Origin of the sequence: Rhodococcus antarcticus (assembly GCF_026153295.1) — a bacterium.
GTDB lineage: Bacteria > Actinomycetota > Actinomycetes > Mycobacteriales > Mycobacteriaceae > Rhodococcus_D > Rhodococcus_D antarcticus.
Genome location: NZ_CP110615.1, coordinates 1,195,700 through 1,212,853, shown reverse-complemented (window position 1 = coordinate 1,212,853; position 17,154 = coordinate 1,195,700). Strand labels below are relative to the sequence as shown.

14 protein-coding genes are annotated in these 17,154 nt (G+C 72.3%); 3 read left to right on the top strand and 11 right to left on the bottom strand.

All coding sequences use genetic code 11. The features are described 5' to 3' along the window. Window positions 1-30 precede the first annotated feature (30 nt). Together RHODO2019_RS05935 and RHODO2019_RS05930 are read left to right on the top strand one after the other, a co-directional pair. Window positions 31-474 (top strand): peroxiredoxin family protein, encoded by a 444-nt coding sequence (locus RHODO2019_RS05935; protein ID WP_265384076.1) that lies wholly within the window; start codon window positions 31-33, stop codon window positions 472-474. Between the two features lie 70 nt (window positions 475-544). Beyond that, complete coding sequence (locus tag RHODO2019_RS05930) at window positions 545-1,084, top strand: hypothetical protein (protein ID WP_265384075.1); 540 nt, start codon at window positions 545-547, stop codon at window positions 1,082-1,084. Here the strand turns inward: RHODO2019_RS05930 and RHODO2019_RS05925 are convergent, their stop codons facing one another. The 7 genes from RHODO2019_RS05925 to RHODO2019_RS05895 all read right to left on the bottom strand — a co-directional run bounded on the left by RHODO2019_RS05925 (window position 1,085) and on the right by RHODO2019_RS05895 (window position 11,281). Beyond that, on the bottom strand, window positions 1,085-1,765 hold the full coding sequence (locus tag RHODO2019_RS05925; protein WP_265384074.1) for a haloacid dehalogenase type II: 681 nt from the start codon (window positions 1,763-1,765) through the stop codon (window positions 1,085-1,087). A 141-nt stretch (window positions 1,766-1,906) separates the two neighbouring features. Continuing rightward, the gene (locus RHODO2019_RS05920; RefSeq protein ID WP_265384073.1) at window positions 1,907-3,385 is read right to left on the bottom strand and encodes a dihydrolipoyl dehydrogenase family protein; all 1,479 of its coding nucleotides are present in this window, start codon (window positions 3,383-3,385) and stop codon (window positions 1,907-1,909) included. Window positions 3,386-3,514: 129 nt separating this feature from the next. Further along, on the bottom strand, window positions 3,515-4,627 hold the full coding sequence (locus tag RHODO2019_RS05915) for an NAD(P)/FAD-dependent oxidoreductase (RefSeq protein WP_265384072.1): 1,113 nt from the start codon (window positions 4,625-4,627) through the stop codon (window positions 3,515-3,517). A 326-nt stretch (window positions 4,628-4,953) separates the two neighbouring features. Beyond that, a complete protein-coding gene (locus RHODO2019_RS05910) occupies window positions 4,954-5,703 on the bottom strand; it encodes a succinate dehydrogenase/fumarate reductase iron-sulfur subunit (protein WP_265384071.1) in 750 nt (249 codons plus the stop codon). Beyond that, window positions 5,700-7,655: a fumarate reductase/succinate dehydrogenase flavoprotein subunit gene (locus tag RHODO2019_RS05905; RefSeq protein ID WP_265384070.1), complete on the bottom strand. Its 1,956-nt coding sequence runs from the start codon at window positions 7,653-7,655 to the stop codon at window positions 5,700-5,702. The genes RHODO2019_RS05910 and RHODO2019_RS05905 overlap by 4 nt, the downstream gene beginning before the upstream one ends. 1 nt (window position 7,656) lies before the next feature. Beyond that, a complete protein-coding gene (locus RHODO2019_RS05900) occupies window positions 7,657-8,385 on the bottom strand; it encodes a succinate dehydrogenase cytochrome b subunit (protein ID WP_265384069.1) in 729 nt (242 codons plus the stop codon). A 73-nt stretch (window positions 8,386-8,458) separates the two neighbouring features. Next, window positions 8,459-11,281, bottom strand: a complete 2,823-nt coding sequence (locus tag RHODO2019_RS05895; protein WP_290428893.1) for an aconitate hydratase — start codon at window positions 11,279-11,281, stop codon at window positions 8,459-8,461. A gap of 418 nt (window positions 11,282-11,699) precedes the next feature. On the opposite strand from RHODO2019_RS05895, the gene ctaD reads away from it, so the two are divergent. Continuing rightward, window positions 11,700-13,490: an aa3-type cytochrome oxidase subunit I gene (ctaD, locus tag RHODO2019_RS05890; protein ID WP_265384068.1), complete on the top strand. Its 1,791-nt coding sequence runs from the start codon at window positions 11,700-11,702 to the stop codon at window positions 13,488-13,490. Window positions 13,491-13,565: 75 nt separating this feature from the next. Here ctaD and RHODO2019_RS05885 read toward each other — a convergent pair whose 3' ends face one another. Genes RHODO2019_RS05885 through RHODO2019_RS05870 form a run of 4 tightly spaced genes read right to left on the bottom strand, consistent with a single transcriptional unit; the run spans window position 13,566 to window position 17,116 of the window. Beyond that, window positions 13,566-13,928, bottom strand: coding sequence for a DUF488 domain-containing protein (locus RHODO2019_RS05885; protein ID WP_265384067.1), 363 nt, complete (start codon window positions 13,926-13,928; stop codon window positions 13,566-13,568). Further along, a complete protein-coding gene (locus RHODO2019_RS05880; protein ID WP_265384066.1) occupies window positions 13,907-14,692 on the bottom strand; it encodes a YoaK family protein in 786 nt (261 codons plus the stop codon). Before RHODO2019_RS05880 ends, RHODO2019_RS05885 begins: the two co-directional genes overlap by 22 nt. A 4-nt stretch (window positions 14,693-14,696) precedes the next feature. Further along, window positions 14,697-15,386 (bottom strand): GntR family transcriptional regulator, encoded by a 690-nt coding sequence (locus tag RHODO2019_RS05875; protein WP_265384065.1) that lies wholly within the window; start codon window positions 15,384-15,386, stop codon window positions 14,697-14,699. Further along, window positions 15,374-17,116 (bottom strand): gamma-glutamyltransferase family protein, encoded by a 1,743-nt coding sequence (locus RHODO2019_RS05870; RefSeq protein ID WP_265384064.1) that lies wholly within the window; start codon window positions 17,114-17,116, stop codon window positions 15,374-15,376. The genes RHODO2019_RS05875 and RHODO2019_RS05870 overlap by 13 nt, the downstream gene beginning before the upstream one ends. Window positions 17,117-17,154: the final 38 nt, after the last annotated feature.

Here is a 17,154-nt window from a genome sequence, read left to right as displayed (position 1 = left end):
CCGACGCGGGGTTTCGTCTCCGTGATGCTGATGCCTACGACACCCGCACCCCCGCTGTCCCTGCCCGTGACCGGGGGCGGCAGCACCGACGACCTCGCGCTGGGCACCGGCACCGACGGCCGGTTCACCCTGGTCGTGTTCTTCCGTGGCCTGCACTGCCCGGTGTGCCGGGCGCAGCTCTCCGAGCTCGACCGGCGCCGCGAGGACGTCGCGGCCGCAGGGGTCGGGCGGGTGGTGGCCATCAGCATGGAGACCGCCGAGCGCAGCGCGAGCCTGGTCGAGCGGTGGCACCTCGACGCACTGGCCGTCGCGCACAGCCTGACCGAGCCCGGCATGGTCGTCCTCGACGCCGACGGCACCGTGTTCTGGACCAGCGTGGCCAGCACGCCGTTCGGACGTCCTCCGCTCGACGACGTGCTCGCCGGGCTCCGCCTCGCCCAGGAGGCCGGTTACCCCGTCCGTGGTGCCGCGTGACCGCCGGGACCGGGGCTCCCGCCGCGACACCGGGGCACCGGCTGCCGGCCGCGCCTGGGGAGACGATCCGATGAGCTCCCACCCCGCCCAGGTCGCCGAGACGTCGGAACGGGTCCGGCCTCGACCCACCCGCGTGCAGGCCTGGGCCCGTGGGCTGCTGCTGCTCGTCGGCGGGCTCGTGGTGATCGTCCTCGTCGAACCGGTCGGGCCGGCGAAGCTGTACGTGATGCCCCTGGTCCTCGGGGTCACCTACCTGCTCAGCTCGGCGGCGGGCGGCCGCAGCGGGGGTCTGTGGGTCCCCGGCCTGATCGTCACGGCGTGGGGCGTGGCCACCACGACCGTGCTCAGCGGCACGCTCAGCGTCGACTTCACCGCGGCTGCGGTCCTCGCGATCGGTGTCGGGGCGATCGCCGCTACGCAGCTCCCCCGCGCGGGCATTCCCTGCAACCCCCTCGCCATCGCCGTGGTCGTCGCCGCGATCGGCGCCCTCGAGCTGCTCGAGGCGCAGGCCGGGGGCGTCTTCGCCGACGGCTGGCCCTGGGGGGTGTTCCTGGTGCTGGGAGGGCTCTGGGAGCTGCGGCCCGCGATGACCGGCAGCGTCAGGCCCTGATCACCGCGGCGCCGGCGGCTCGCCGCCGCTGAGCTCGCGGGCCAGGTCGTCGACGCCGGAGACGGTGACGTCCGGTGCGGTGAGGTGTGGGGGGTACGTCCCAGCTCCGGAGCGGTCGACCCACGCGGTCCGCAGCCCGGCGCGGGCAGCACCGTCGACGTCCCACGGGTGCACCGCCACGAGCATCATCTCCGCCGGGTCCACCCCGCACTCCCGGGCCGCGTACGCGTAGGACTCCGGAGCCGGCTTCCAGCGACCGGCGTCCGCCACGCTGAGCAGCCGCTCGAACTCCCCCCGCACCCCGGCGGTCGTGAGCAGGGCCTCGGCCACGCTGCTCGCCCCGTTGGACAGCGTGACCAGGCGCCGCCCACCGGCGGCCAGGGCCCGGACACCGTCCGGGACGTCGGGGTGGACCTGCAGGGACGAGAAGCCCGCCAGCACGTGCCGCACCGCGTCGTCGGCGGCCCGGTTGGGCGCGCTCGTGCCGAACATGGTGCGCAGCACCCCGTCCGCGATCGTCGCGAACGGGGCCGCCGCCCCGGCGGCGGCGAGCCCGAACCCGTCGCGCAGCACCTGGGCGAACCACGTCGTGGCGAGCGGGGCGGGCAGCCCGATGTCGGCGAAGCGCTCGGCCATCGGACCGAGGTCGGACAGGGTCTCGTTGACGTCGAACACGATCACGCTTGCTGCCGACACATCAGGTCCTCTCACCGTCCCACGGGGTTGTCCCGGCCACCGTAGGCCGCCTGATCGCGTTCCTCGACCACAGCACCGACCTGCGGCCGGGGTGGCGACGCACCGGCGCGGGGCCGGCCGGTCCCGTCAGCGGTCCCGGGAGACCCACCACCTGCGCACCCGGGCCAGCACGCCCAGGGCGCGCCGGGTGGCGGGGCGCCGGAGCTGCTCCTGCACGTCGGAGATCGCGGCGTTCCACGGTCCGTCGTTGTAGGTGGGGTAGGCGTGCGTCGCGCGGGCGAGGTCGCGCGTCGTGAGTCCCTGGGTGATGGCCAGGGTGAGCTCACCGAGGGTCTCCCCCGCCCGCGGCCCCACCACCGTCGCCCCGAGGACGCGGCCGCGCCCGTCGACGACGAGACGCGCGAAACCTGCGGGTTCCCCCTCCGCCACCGCCCGGTCGACGTGGGTGTGGGACCAGCCGACGACGCGCGACCCCGTCGGGACCTCGTCGGTCCCCACGCCGACCGCTGCGACCTCGGGGTCGGTGAAGGTCACCCGGGGCACCGCGGTGAGGTCGACCCTGCGGCGGACCCCCAGGATCGCGTTGGACGCGGCCAGGCTCGCGTGCACACCGGCCAGGTGGGTGAGCTGGGGATGGCCGGTCAGGTCCCCGGCAGCCCAGATGCGGGGATTGGTGGTGCGCAGGAGGTCGTCGACCACGACGCACCCTTGGTCGTCGACCTCCACGCCCGCCTCGGCCAGCCCGATGCCGCTCGTGCGCGGGGACCGTCCGACGGCGACCAGGAGGCAGGAGAACGGCACCCGCTGCCCGCTCTCGAGGTGGAGCACCCCGGCCGCGCGCCCGGTGGGCTCGACCCTGGCGACCCCGTAGCCGGTGTGCAGCTCGACGCCGTCCTCGGCCAGGGCGTGCGCGATCGCCGCTGCGGCGAGCGGGTCCTCGCGGGGCAGGATGCGGGCGGCGCCCTCGACCACGGAGACCGTGCTACCCAGCCGGGCGAAGGCCTGGCCCAGCTCGCAGCCGATGCTCCCACCGCCGAGGACGACCAGCTGCGCGGGGAGCTCGCTCAGTCCCCAGACGGTCTCGCTGGTCAGGTGCTCGACCTCGTCGAGGCCGGGGACGGGGGGAACCGCGGGTGAGGCACCGGTGGCCACCAGCGCCTGCCGGAACCGCACGGGCGTCCCGTCGATCTCGGCCACGTCCGGCCCGGTGAAGCGGACGGTGCCGGTGCGGACGGAGACCGATGCCTGCCCGAGCGCCTCGACGGAGTCGACGGGTGCGATGTGCGCGATCGCGCCCCGGACGTGCTCCATCACCTTCGCGAAGTCGACGGAGACCCCGACGACGTCGATGCCGAACCGGTGTCCGCCGCGCGCCCCGGCGGCGACGCCGGCTGCGGCCAGGAGCGCCTTGGACGGGACGCAGCCCGTCCAGAGGCAGTCGCCCCCCGTGCGCTCGCGCTCCACGAGCAGGACCCGGGACCCGAGCCGCGCGGCGGTCTTCGCGCCGACGATCCCCGCCGTCCCACCCCCGACGACCAGGAGGTCCCAGGGCTCGTCCGGCGCGACGGACGGAGCTGGGTGCGTGGTCGGCCGGTCGGTGGTCACGGGGTGTCCTCGTCGTGGGAGGTGGACGGCAGGTCTCGGACACGGTCGGGCGACGCGGTCACGTGCACGGGCAGGGAACCCCCTGGGCACGGGTCCTGCTTCCCGCGGTCCGGGGTGCTCGCGACGGCGTCATCGCTTCCCGGGACCGGCTCGAGGCAGCGGGACGGGCTCCTGGTAGGTCCGCAGCCACCGCCGGTCGACGTACCGCTTCAGCCGCAGCGCAGCCGTGCCGTACCACCACAGCCCTCCCCGGGCGGCCAGGCCGACGCCGTCACCGAGGTCGAGGACCGCCAGCGCCCGTCGCTGGGGCTCGTAGACCGGGAGCGCCGCACCCCGTGCGCGCGCGAGCAGGCTCTGCAGCAGCACGGGGCCCTGCCGCACCCCGTGCACACCGATGCGGGGCAGCGCGCGCGGGAGGAAGAGGGCGCAGTCGCCCACCGCGTAGACCTCGTCCCGCTCCACGTGCTGCAGGGTGGCCCGGACCGGGACCCCGCGCCCGTCGCCGAGCCCGATCTCGGCGAGCAGGGGCGGAGCCGTCAGACCGGCGGCCAGCAGGGCGACGTCGTGGGCGATCACGGTGCCGTCGTCGCAGACCAGCTGGCGCTCGCCGAGCTCGCGGACCACGCGCCCGGTGTGCACGGCCACGCCACGCCGGGCCAGCAGCCGCACGATCCGCCTGCGGGCGCCCGCGGGCAGGCCGGCCCCGACACCGGCCCCGGACTCCACCAGCTGGACGTGGGCGACGTCCGACCGCACCGACAGGTGGGCCGCCAGCTCCACGCCGGAAGAACCGCCACCCACGACCGTCACCACCGCACGCTGGGCCCCACGAGCGCGGAGCCGCCCGTCCAGCTCCGCGAGACCGCGCAGCGGCTTCACCCTCAGCACGGACGGGTGGACGTGCACACCGACCGGGTCGGCCACGCTGCCGATGTTGAGCGAGAGCACGTCGTAGGCGAGGAGCTCCCCCGCCGATGTCACCGCGATCCGCGCCTGGGGGTCGAGCGACTCCAGGGTGCCCTCGTGCATCTCCAGGGACGACGCGGCAGCCAGCGCTCGCACGTCGATCCGCCCGACGCTGCCGTCCAGCACGCCAGCGGCCGTGGCCGAGGCGACACCGCTGTAGTCGAAGTAGCGCGGGGCCAGCAGCAGCACCTGGTAGCCCGCCGCAGCCAGCGCGGCCGCGCGCCTCGCCAGGTGGAGGTGGGCGTGGCCCGCCCCGACCAGGAGCAGGACCGGCACAGGAGGACCCCGATCGGTGGGGCGAGGTGGTGGCCACGGCAGCCGGAAGGACGTGCCGCGTGCCCAGGTTACGGGAGAGGTGTGCGCACCCCGGTCGACCGGGCACGACCGCCCGGCGGTCGACAGCGTGCGGCGACCGGACCTCGTTCATCGACCACCCCTCCACGGTCGGAGGAACGGTGCGCACGACGAGCATCACCGCCGACCTTCGCGTTGCCGACATCGGGTCCGCGAAGACCTTGTGCTCGGACTTCCTCGGTCTCGGTACCGAGGAGCCTGGCCTTCTCGCCGTCGACCTCCCGGTCACCGGCGTCCTGGCCGGGAGGTCAGCCCTCGCCGTGGATCAGGGCGGCGAGCACGTCGTGGTGGTAGCGGGAGATGACGTCGAGCCCGATGCCCTGGGGGCACACCGCGGTGCACTCACCGATCTGGGTGCAGCCACCGAAGCCTTCGCCGTCGTGGGCCTCCACCATGCTGATCGCGCGTGAGTCCCGTTCGGGCTGTCCCTGGGGAAGGTCGCCGAGGTGGGTGATCTTGGCGCCGAGGAACAGCGCCGCGGACCCGTTGGGGCACGCCGCGACACACGCACCGCACCCGATGCAGGTGGCCGCGTCGAAGGCGTGGTCCGCCGTGGCCTTCGCGACCGGCACGGCGTGGGCGTCGGGTGCGGCCCCGGTGGGCACGCTGATGTACCCGCCGGCGGCGATGATGCGGTCGAGGGCGCCGCGGTCCACGACCAGGTCCTTGACCACGGTGAACGGTGCTGCGCGCCAGGGCTCGACGTCGATCACGGCCCCGTCGGCGAAGCTGCGCATGTGCAGCTGGCAGGTGGTCACCAGGGGCAGCGGGCCGTGGGCCACACCGTCGATGACCAGCCCGCAGCTGCCGCAGATGCCTTCCCGGCAGTCGCTGTCGAAGGCGATCGGGACGTCACCGGCCAGCGTGAGCCGCTCGTTGAGGGTGTCGAGCACCTCCAGGAACGACATGTCGGGCGAGACGCCGTCGACGCCGTAGCTGACCAGCCTGCCGCGGGAGCTCGGGCTGTCCTGGCGCCACACCCGCAGGGTGATGTTCACGCGTAGCTCCGCTGCTTCAGCTCGATGAACTCGTAGGTCAGGGCCTCCTTGTGCAGCACCGGCGGCTGTCCCGACCCGGTGAACTCCCACGCCGCGACGTAGGCGAAGCTGTCGTCGTCGCGCAGTGCCTCACCGTCGGGGGTCTGGCTCTCGGCCCGGAAGTGGGAGCCGCAGGACTCGTCGCGGTGCCACGCGTCGATGCACATGAGCTCGGCGAGCTCGAGGAAGTCCGCGACCCGACCGGCCCGCTCCAGGGCCTGGTTGAGCTCCTCACCGGTGCCGGTGACCTTGAGCTCGCGCCAGAACTCCGCCTTCAGCGCGCGCACCAGCTGCAGTGCGGTGGCCAGGCCCTCCTTGGTGCGTTCCATGCCGCAGTGCTCCCACAGGATGGCGCCGAGCTCCCGGTGGAAGGAGTCGACCGTGCGGGTGCCGTCGACCGCGAGCAACCCCTCGATCCGCCGGTTCACCGCCTCGACCGCGTCCCGGACGGCGGGGTGGGAGAGCTCGACGTCAGCGAAGGGTCCGCCGGCCAGGTAGTCGTTGATCGTCCCGGGCAGGACGAAGTAGCCGTCGGCGAGGCCCTGCATCAGGGCGCTGGCCCCGAGCCGGTTCGCCCCGTGGTCGGAGAAGTTCGCCTCCCCGATGACGAACAGCCCGGGGATCGAGGACTGCAGGTCGTAGTCGACCCACAGGCCCCCCATCGTGTAGTGCACGGCGGGGTAGATCCGCATCGGCACCTCCCACGGGTCCTCGTCGGTGATCTGCCGGTACATGTCGAACAGGTTCCCGTACCGGTCCGCGATGACCTCCCGGCCCAGTCGCGTGATCGCGTCGGCCAGGTCCAGGTAGACGCCCCGGCCGCCGGGACCCACGCCCCGACCCTCGTCGCACACGGTCTTGGCCGCACGGGAGGCCACGTCGCGGGGGACGAGGTTGCCGTAGGAGGGGTACTGGCGCTCGAGGTAGTAGTCGCGGTCCTCGGCGGGGACGTCGCGGGCGGCGCGGGCGTCGCCGGGCTCCCGCGGCACCCAGATGCGCCCGTCGTTGCGCAGCGACTCGCTCATCAGCGTCAGCTTGGACTGGTGCTCGCCGCTGACGGGGATGCAGGTCGGGTGGATCTGGGCGAAGCAGGGGTTCGCGAACAACGCACCCCTGCGGTGGGCCCGCCACGTCGCGGTCACGTTGGCGCCCATCGCGTTGGTGGACAAGTAGTAGGCGTTGCCGTATCCGCCGGTCGCGAGGACGACGGCGTCGGCGAGGTGGGTCTCGACCGCTCCGGTCACCATGTCGCGCACCACCACCCCCCGGGCGCGGCCGTCGACGACGACGACGTCGAGCATCTCGTGGCGCGGGTGCACGGTCACGGTGCCCGCGGCGACCTGGCGCTCCAGCGCCTGGTAGGCGCCGAGCAGCAGCTGCTGGCCCGTCTGGCCGCGGGCGTAGAAGGTGCGCGAGACCTGGACCCCGCCGAAGGACCGGTTGTCCAGCAGCCCGCCGTACTCCCGCGCGAAGGGAACACCTTGGGCCACGCACTGGTCGATGATGTCCACGCTGACCTGGGCGAGGCGGTACACGTTGGACTCGCGCGAGCGGTAGTCACCACCCTTGACCGTGTCGTAGAACAGCCGGTAGGTGCTGTCGGAGTCGTTGCGGTAGTTCTTCGCGGCGTTGATGCCCCCCTGGGCCGCGATCGAGTGCGCCCGCCTGGGGCTGTCCTGGTAGCAGAAGCTGGTGACCCGGTAGCCGGCCTCGCCGAGGGTGGCCGCCGCCGAGGCACCGGCCAGCCCGGTCCCGACGATGATCACCGACAGCCCGCGGCGGTTGGTCGGGCCGACCAGCGCCGCGTGGAACCTGCGGGAGTCCCAGCGCCCCTCGATGGGCCCGGGCGGCGTGCTGGTCTCGGTGACCGGCTCGCCGACGGTGTAGTGGCTGTTCGTGGCACCTGTGGTCATGTCACCCGACCTGTCCGAGGAAGATGGCCCAGGGCGGGACCAGGAACCCGGTGGTGATCACCAGGGAGACGCCGACGGCCACCCCGTTGAGGTGCCGGCGACGCGCGGTGCTCGTGTTCGCGCCGAGGCTGGCGAACGCGCTCCAGAAGCCGTGGCGCAGGTGCAGACCCAGGGCGAGCAGGGCGAGGGTGTAGCTCAGGACGACCCACCAGACACCGAAGCCGTTCACCACGCGCTCGTAGGGGCTGCTCGACGCGCCACCGGGATGGATCACGTTGTCCGCACTGAGGTGCAGCACGTGGAAGACGATGAACAGCAGCAGCGTCACCCCGCCCCAGCGCATCGTGAACGACGCGTAGGAGCGCTGGACACCGGTCCGGGCCTTGGTGCTCTCGTAGCGCTGACCTCCCCGGCCCCCGGTGGCTCGTCGGGCCCGCCGCCACAGCACCACGGCCGCGCTGACGTGCACCACCACGCTGGCGCCGAGCACCACCCGCACGAGCCACAACAGACCCCCGTGGGGCAGCAGCGGTTCACCCACCGTCCGCAGGAACTGCGCGTACCCGTCGAAGGATGCCTGGCCCGCGAAGATCTTGAGGTTGCCGTACATGTGGGCCAGCAGGTACGCCACCATGAGCAGCCCGGAGACCGCCATCGCGGCCTTGAGCACGACCGTCGAGCGGAGGGCGGCGCTGCGACGCTGCCGCGCGGTCGGCGGTCGGGTCGTCACCCCCAGGCGTGGCCCGGTCGTGCTGGGGATGTCGCGTCGACCCATCACCGTCGCCCCCACCGGGCGTGGACGCTCACGCCTGCTCGCCGTCGATCAGCTGCCGCAGGACGTAGCGCAGGATGCCGCCGTGCCGGTAGTACTCGGCCTCCCCCGGGGTGTCGATGCGGAGCCGGGCGTCGAGCTCGACCTCTCCCGCGCGCACGTGCACCGTCGCCGGGATGGTGTCCTGCAGGGCGGTCACGCCGGTGATGTCGATGCACTCCTCTCCGGTCAGCCCCAGCGAGTCGATGCTCACGCCGTCGGGCAGCTGCAGCGGCAGCACCCCCATCCCGATCAGGTTCGAGCGGTGGATGCGCTCGAAGGACTCCGCGACGACCGCCCGGACCCCGAGCAGCGCGGTGCCCTTGGCGGCCCAGTCGCGCGAGGAGCCCGAGCCGTACTCCGCGCCGGCCAGGACGACCAGCGGCGTGCCCGCCGCCGCGTAGCTCGTGGCGGCGTCGAAGATGGTGGCGACGGCACCACCACGGGTGAAGTCGCGGGTCCAGCCACCTTCGGTGCCCGGTGCCAGCTGGTTGCGCAGCCGGGTGTTGGCGAAGGTGCCGCGGATCATCACCTCGTGGTTGCCGCGCCTCGAGCCGTAGGAGTTGAAGCTGCCCCGCGCCACGCCGTGCTCGCGCAGGTACACCCCGGCCGGTGAGTCGACCGCGATCGCACCGGCGGGGCTGATGTGGTCGGTGGTGACCGAGTCGCCGAGCTTGAGCAGCACCCGCGCCCCGGTGACGTCGCGCAGTGGCTCCGGCTCGCGGCCCATGCCCTCGAAGTAGGGCGGGTTGCGCACGTAGGTCGAGGTCGGGTCCCACGCGAAGGTGTCGGTCTCCGGCGTGAGCAGACCTCGCCAGCGCTCGTCGCCGGCGAAGACGTCCGCGTACCCGCGGGTGAACATCTCCGCGCGGACGCAGTCGTCGACGACCGCGGTGATCTCCTCGCTCGAGGGCCAGATGTCGCGCAGGAACACCGGGTTCCCGTCCGAGCCGGTGCCCAGGGGGTCGTTGAGCAGGTCAGCGTGCAGCGAGCCGGTCAGCGCGTAGGCCACCACCAGGGGTGGCGAGGCCAGGAAGTTCATCCGGCACTCCGCGTGGATGCGGCCCTCGAAGTTGCGGTTGCCCGAGAGCACCGCGCAGACCGTCAGGTCGCCCTCGGTGACCGCGGCGCTCACCGCGGGCAGCAGCGGACCGGAGTTGCCGATGCAGGTGGTGCACCCGTAGCCGACCAGGTTGAAGCCCAGTGCGTCCAGGTACGGGGTCAGCCCGGCCCGCTCGTAGTAGTCGGTGACCACCCGCGACCCCGGCGCCAGCGAGGTCTTGACCCACGGCTTGCGGGCCAGACCCCGCTCGACCGCCTTCTTGGCGAGCAGGCCCGCAGCGATCATCACCGACGGGTTGGACGTGTTGGTGCAGGAGGTGATCGCCGCGATGACGACGTCGCCGTTGTCGATGCTCACCCGTTCTCCGCCGAGGGTGAGCTCGACCGGGTGGTGCGGCCAGTCGTGGCTGCCCGGGCACGCACACGACGGGGTCGGCCGGTCACGGGTCCGGTCGTGGTCGATCGCGATCGGGTCGCTGGCCGGGAACGACTCACCCCCTGCCTCGTCCAGGCCGGCCCCATCGGGGCCCACACCGTTCGGTCCGGTCTCGAGCGCCTCGGTCTGGGTGCACCCCGACAGCAGCGCCGCGATGGCGTGGGGGGCGACGCGCAGCGGGATCCGGTCCTGGGGGCGGGTGGGCCCAGCGATGGACGGCTCCACGCTGCCCAGGTCGAGCGCGAGGGTCTGGGAGTAGTCCGGCTCGTGGTCCGGCTCGTGCCACAGGCCCTGCTCCTTGGCGTAGGCCTCGACCAGGCGGATGCGGTGCTCCGGGCGACCGGTCAGCCGCAGGTAGTCCAGGGTCACGGTGTCGATCGGGAAGATCGCGCACGTGGCCCCGTACTCAGGGCTCATGTTGCCGATGGTGGCGCGGTTGGCCAGCGGCACGCTGGCCACGCCGGGTCCGTAGAGGTCGACGAACTTGCCGACCACGCCGGTGCGGCGCAGCAGCTCGGCGATCGTGAGGACCAGGTCGGTGGCCGTCGTCCCCGGTGGCAGCTCGCCGGTCAGCCTGAGCCCCAGGACCTGCGGGACCAGCATGCTCAGCGGCTGACCGAGCATGGCGGCCTCGGCCTCGATGCCCCCCACGCCCCAGCCCAGCACACCGAGTCCGTTGACCATGGGGGTGTGCGAGTCGGTGCCGACCAGGGTGTCGGGGTAGGCCTCGGGGCCGTTCGGCCCGGCACGGGTGAAGACGACGCGGGCGAGGTGCTCGAGGTTCACCTGGTGGCAGATGCCGGTGTCGGGCGGGACCACGCTGACGTCGGTGAACGCCTGCTGGGCCCAGCGCAGCAGCTGGTAGCGCTCCTGGTTGCGCTCGAACTCCAGCTCGGCGTTGCGGGCGAAAGCGTCCGGTCGAGCCACGACGTCCGCCACGACGGAGTGGTCGATGACCAGCTCGGTGGGAACCTGCGGGTTGATCCGCGAGGTGTCGCCACCGAGGATCGTGATCGCGTCGCGCATCGCGACCAGGTCGACCACACAGGGCACCCCGGTGAAGTCCTGCATCAGGACCCGCGCAGGGGTGAAGGCCACCTCGGTGGTGGGGTCCGCCGTCGGCCGCCAACCAGACAGCGCACGGACGTGGTCGGGGGTGACGAGCCGGCCGTCCTCGTTGCGCAGCAGGTTCTCCAGCAGGATCTTCAGGCTGTAGGGCAGGCGCGCCGCTCCCTCGATCCGGTCCAGCCGGTGGATGGCGTACCCGGTGCCGTCGACGACGAGCTGGTCACGGGTCCCGAAGCTGTTGGTGGTCACAGCCCTCCCCCGGCACCCGCGAGGAACGTGCTCCGAGGACCGGGCCGCGCCCGTCTCCACCTCAGCCACCGTCCAGCGGAGCCGGTCGGCACTGCCCGGCTGCGCGTCTCCTCGGTCATGCGACCACCTCGCTGTGGTTCCCGGCTACGCCAACACCCCGACCCTGTCCGCACCCCCTGACCAGAGGTAGTGCCGTTCGGCCCTACGCGGCCCGTGACATCGCGCCCCGGCCCCACCGGCGGGTCAGTCCGGGCGGACGTGGGCTCGAGCACGGGCAGCGGTAGGGCCGAACGTCCCCCCGTGAGGGTCCACTCAGCCCTCCCGTCCGGATCCTCGATGGCCGACGCTGGACCAGAACGGTCCCGACGACCTGTCGTAGCCGCGACGTCATTGACCGCCGATCGTGACCGAGGGACCCATGACCACGACCGCCTCCCCCGTCGTCCCGGGATCCGACTCCCCGAAACCCCTTGACACGCGCCCGTACCCGGCCAGGGAGGCGAAGAAGGGCTCTTTCATCCTGAAGATGGTCCACACGACGGATCCCAAGACCATCGGGCTGATGTACCTGGTGACGTCGTTCGGCTTCTTCATCATCGGTGGGATCATGGCGCTGCTCATGCGCGCCGAGCTGGCCGTGCCGGGTCTGCAGTTCCTGAGCAACGAGCAGTACAACCAGCTGTTCACCATGCACGGCACGATCATGCTGCTGCTGTACGCGACGCCCATCGTCTTCGGCTTCGCCAACTACATCCTGCCGCTGCAGATCGGGGCGCCGGACGTGGCCTTCCCCCGGCTGAACGCGTTCTCCTACTGGCTGTACCTGTTCGGCGGCATCATCGCGGCCTCGGGCTTCATCACCCCCGGTGGCGCGGCGGACTTCGGCTGGTTCGCCTACACCCCGCTCTCGGACGCCGTGCACTCCCCGGGCGCCGGTGCGGACCTGTGGATCACCGGACTCATCGTCGCCGGCCTCGGCACCATCCTCGGTGCGGTGAACATGATCACCACGGTGGTCTGCCTGCGGGCCCCCGGCATGACGATGTTCCGGATGCCGATCTTCACCTGGAACATCCTGGTGACCTCGATCCTCATCCTGCTCGCGTTCCCGATCCTCACCGCAGCGCTGTTCGGGCTCCTCGCCGACCGCCACCTGGGCGCCCACGTCTTCGACCCGGCCAACGGCGGGGTCATCCTGTGGCAGCACATGTTCTGGTTCTTCGGCCACCCCGAGGTGTACATCGTGGCCCTGCCGTTCTTCGGCATCGTCAGCGAGATCTTCCCGGTGTTCAGCCGCAAGCCGCTGTTCGGCTACAAGGGCCTGGTCTACGCCACCCTGGCCATCGGAGCACTCTCCACCGCGGTGTGGGCGCACCACATGTACGCCACCGGCGCGGTGCTGCTGCCGTTCTTCTCCTTCATGTCGTTCCTCATCGCCGTGCCCACCGGGGTGAAGTTCTTCAACTGGATCGGCACCATGTGGAAGGGCCAGATCACCTTCGAGACACCGATGCTGTTCTCCGTCGGCTTCCTGATCACGTTCCTGTTCGGTGGGCTCACCGGTGTGCTGCTGGCCAGCCCGCCCATCGACTTCAACGTCTCCGACACGTACTTCCTGGTGGCGCACTTCCACTACGTGCTGTTCGGCACCATCGTGTTCGCCACCTACGCCGGCATCTACTTCTGGTTCCCCAAGATGACCGGCCGGATGATGGACGAGCGTCTGGGCAAGTACCACTTCTGGGCCACGTTCATCGGCTTCCACTCCACCTTCCTGGTCCAGCACTGGCTCGGTGCCGAGGGCATGCCACGCCGCTACGCCGACTACCTGCCCACCGACGGGTTCACCACCCTGAACACCATCTCCACGATCGGCGCGTTCATCCTCGGGGCCTCGATGCTGCCCTTCCTGTGGAACGTGTTCACCAGCTACCGCTACGGCGAGATCGTCACCGTCGACGACCCGTGGGGCTACGGGAACTCCCTGGAGTGGGCCACCTCCTGCCCACCGCCTCGGCACAACTTCCTCGAGCTGCCCCGCATCCGCTCCGAGCGCCCCGCGTTCGAGCTGCACTACCCGCACATGGTCGAGCGGATGCGGCTGGAGGCCCACACCGGAGACGGTCACGACGCCGCGGCTCTCTCCGAGACGCTCACCAACGTTCTCGAGCCCGACGAGGTCAGCGGCGGCGACGCCCGTTCTCGTTAGTGGACACCGGGCGGTGCCGTTCGCACCGCCCTGCGGGACCGGGGAGGACGCGGCCGAGACCCGCAGGCGGAACAGCTACGTGCGGAGCACCTCCGCGAGCACCACGGCCTCGCTGATGTCGACGGCCTTGCTGGCCGTGAGCAGGGTCAGCACCCGCCGTTCGGCCAGTGCGCGCAGGTGGACCAGCGCAGCCGCGCGCTCGGGCTCCTCGAGCTCGGTCCGGTAGCGGCGGCCGAACTCTGCGAAGCGCTCGGGGTCGTGGCCGTACCAGGTGCGCAGCTGGGTGGACGGGGAGATCTGCTTGCACCACTCGTCCAGGTCCGCGGCCTCCTTGCTCAACCCCCGCGGCCAGAGCCGGTCGACCAGCACCCTCAGCCCGTCCCCGTACCGGCGGGAGTCGTAGGGCCGCCCGACCTTCACCTCGTGCTTCGCGGCCACCACGCACCCCTTCTCGACGGTTGCGGCGAGTTCAGCACAGAACCATCCGGACGGGCTGAACCGCTCCACCCCCCATCGTGCACCCGCCTCGACAGCCCGACCACCACGACGAGGGGACCGATGATCAGGACGGGCGAGAACCACGGCAGGTGCTCGACGACCAGGGCCCCCGCACCGGCGCCCACGACCAGCGCGGAGAGGACCTGCGCGCTCGGCAGCAGCGTGTGTCGCGGACTCCGTGCTGCGACGGCCCCGATGAGGGTGGTCAACGTGCCGGTGAGGTAGGTGGACGACAGGCCCGAGACGCCGAACCGTTGGATCGCGCTGCTCTGGATGCCGAGCGCAGCCGCCGCGATCATCAGCAGGGCCAGCGCGGTCCCCGTCGACCGGTCTCCCAGAGTCACCTCCCACACGAGCAGGAAGACCAGCAGGACGGCCCCCTCGACGGTGAGCGCGCGGCTCACCTGCCGCGGCCACACCGGGTCTCCCGGCACAGCAGCCCCGGCGACGTGCGCGCCGAGCAGCACCCCCACCACGTAGCTGATGATGGCGCTGCCCGAGGTGACGGCCAGCGCGGCGTCGGTGTGCCCGGCGGACAGGCCGAGCAGGACCATGTTGCCCGTCATGACGCTCGAGAACGCGCCACCCAGCGCCAGGAAGCCGGTCGCGTCCGCAGCCCCGGTGACCAGGGTCAGCAGGACGACCAGGGTGTGACGGCGCCGCTTCAGGCCCTCGAGCGCGGTCGTGCTGGCGACGGGTACCACGCGGTCAGCCCTCGCTGAGCTTGTCCAGCGCAGCGGCCGAGGCGGCCACCACGTGGGCCAGCGCCGCCGCCTCGGCTGCGTCGACGTCGCCGGCCTCGATGGTGTCGACCAGGTGGATGTGCTCGATCCACGAGTGCGGGGCCCGCTGGGCGGCACCGATCCGGAAGACCCACTGGACGTGCAGGTACAGGGCGCTCGCGATCGACGCGAGCCACCGGTTGCCGCTGATCTCGATCACCCTGAGGTGGAACGCGCTGTTGAGCTCGGCCACCGTGTCGAAGTCGACCCCTTCGGTGGCCACCCTCGCCTCGTCCAGCAGGCGTCGAAGACCCGCCACGTCGCCGGGCGTCGCCCGTTCGGCCGCGAGGCGCGCCGCCAGCATCTCCAGCCGCTCGCGCACGGCGAACAGGTCGGCGATCGTGGTGGCATCGGGTGTGGCCACGACAGCACCCCGGCGCGGGACCATGATCACGAACCCCTCCGCCTCGACGACCCGCAGCGCCTCGCGGACCGGGTTCCGGGAGACGCCGAAGTCCGCCGCCAGCCGGTCCTCGGTCAACCGCTCGCCCGGCGGGTAGTCGCCGTTGACGATGCGTTGACGCAGGACAGCCAGGACCTGGTCCCGCAGCGGCAGGTGCTGTCCGCCGATCGTCGGCGCGTCACCGTTGCGCGAGGCCCGCTCTACCGTCCGCATGCGTAGCCCTGCATGCCGCGCGGGTTGGCCCCAGCGCCGAGCACGCCCGTTCCAGGGTCGCGCGACACCGCGCACATCCGCCCCAGGCTCCACGGACCGGACCGCCTGACCTGGTGGCCGCGTGCCTCGAGGGCCGCCAGCACGGACTCGTCGATGCGGTCCTCGGCGACCAGCACCGCGGGTTCCACGGTGCGGGGGTAGAAGGAGCCGGGAAAGCTGGTCGTGTTCCACATCGGGGCGTCGATGGCCTCCTGCAGGGACTGCCCCCCGAGCAGGTGCCGCAGCAGGAACAGCAGCTGCCACTGGTCCTGCTGGTCGCCGCCCGGGGAGCCGCAGGCGAGGACGGGTTCGCCGTCGCGGTGCACCATCGTGGGGGTCAGGGTGGTGCGCGGCCGCCTGCCGGGCACGAGCGAGGACGCGAGCCCCTCCTCGAGCCAGAACATCTGCAACCGGCTGCCGAGCGGGAACCCGAGCTCCGGAATGGTCGGCGAGCTCTGCAACCACCCCCCGCTGGGCGTCGCCGAGATCATGTTCCCCCAGCGGTCGACGACGTCGACGTGGCAGGTGTCGCCCCGGGTCACCCCGTCCGGCTGCACGGTGGGCTCCCCGGTCGTCGCGTCCGAGGTGGCGGCAGAACGGCGGTCCAGCAGGTATGCAGCGATGCGGGGTGCCCGGCCGTCGGGGCTGCCGGGCCGGACCTCGCCGCTGGCCCGATCGCCCACCAACCGGGCTCGCTGCACGGCGTACTCGCGCGAGAGCAGCGTCGACACGGGGACGTCATCGCTGTCGCCGTACCAGGCCTCACGGTCGGCGTAGGCCAGCTTGAGCGCCTCCGCGATCGGGTGGATCCCCTCGGCCGTGGACGGATCCAGCGCCGCGGGGTCCCCGAGCGCGTCGAGGATGCTCATGGTCTGCAGCAGGGCCGGCCCCTGACCCCAGGGCTGGGTCTTGGCCACCGAGAACCCATGCCACTCCAGCGTGGTCGGCTGCTCCCACGTGGCGCTGAACACCGCCATGTCGGCACCAGTCACCAGCCCCGCGTGGGCGTCACCGGTGGAGTCGCGGAACGCCCTCCGGGAGAAGGCGTCGACCGCGTCGGCCACGAACCCCTGGCTCCACGCCCGACGGGCCCCGTCGATCTGGGTCTCGCGGTCGGTGCCCGCGGCCTCCCCCTCCTCGACCAGCCGGGCGAGGGTACGGGCGTAGGTGGGGTTCGCGAACATCGCCCCGATCTCCGGTGCGGCGCCGTTGCGGAGCCACAGCTCGGCCGAGGGGGCCCAGCTGTCCGCGAACAGCTCACGCACGCTCGCCACGGTGGTGCTGACCCGCTCACCGAGGGGGTGCCCGCCACCCGCGTACCCGATGGCCGGTTCCAGGACCTCGGCGAGCCGCTGGGTCCCGTGGTCGCGCAGCAGCAGCAGCCACGCGTCGACCGCCCCCGGCACGGTCGCCGCCAGCGGTCCCGAGCCCGGGATCAGCTCGATCCCCAGAGCGGCGAAGTGGGCGGTGGTGGCAGCGGCGGGCGCGGGTCCCTGACCCGCGAGGACCCGCGGCGCGGGGTCCGCGGCCGTCGCGATGATGGCCGGCGCCTCCCCCCCGGGCCCGTTCAGGTGGGGCTCGACGACGTGCAGGACGAACCCTGCGGTCACCGCGGCGTCGAACGCGTTGCCGCCCAGCTCGAGCGCCCGCATCGCGGCCTGGGAGGCGATCCAGTGGGTGGACGAGGCCATCCCGAAGGTCCCTCGCAAGGTCGGCCTGGTCGTGAACG

Coding starts and splice junctions, on each gene's coding strand:
- ctaD (WP_265384068.1), top strand. CDS start 11,700: ATGACCACGACCGCCTCCCCCGTCGTCCCGGGATCCGACTCCCCGAAA.
- RHODO2019_RS05875 (WP_265384065.1), bottom strand. CDS start 15,386: ATGCGGACGGTAGAGCGGGCCTCGCGCAACGGTGACGCGCCGACGATC.
- RHODO2019_RS05935 (WP_265384076.1), top strand. CDS start 31: ATGCCTACGACACCCGCACCCCCGCTGTCCCTGCCCGTGACCGGGGGC.
- RHODO2019_RS05930 (WP_265384075.1), top strand. CDS start 545: ATGAGCTCCCACCCCGCCCAGGTCGCCGAGACGTCGGAACGGGTCCGG.
- RHODO2019_RS05905 (WP_265384070.1), bottom strand. CDS start 7,655: ATGACCACAGGTGCCACGAACAGCCACTACACCGTCGGCGAGCCGGTC.
- RHODO2019_RS05870 (WP_265384064.1), bottom strand. CDS start 17,116: ATGGCCTCGTCCACCCACTGGATCGCCTCCCAGGCCGCGATGCGGGCG.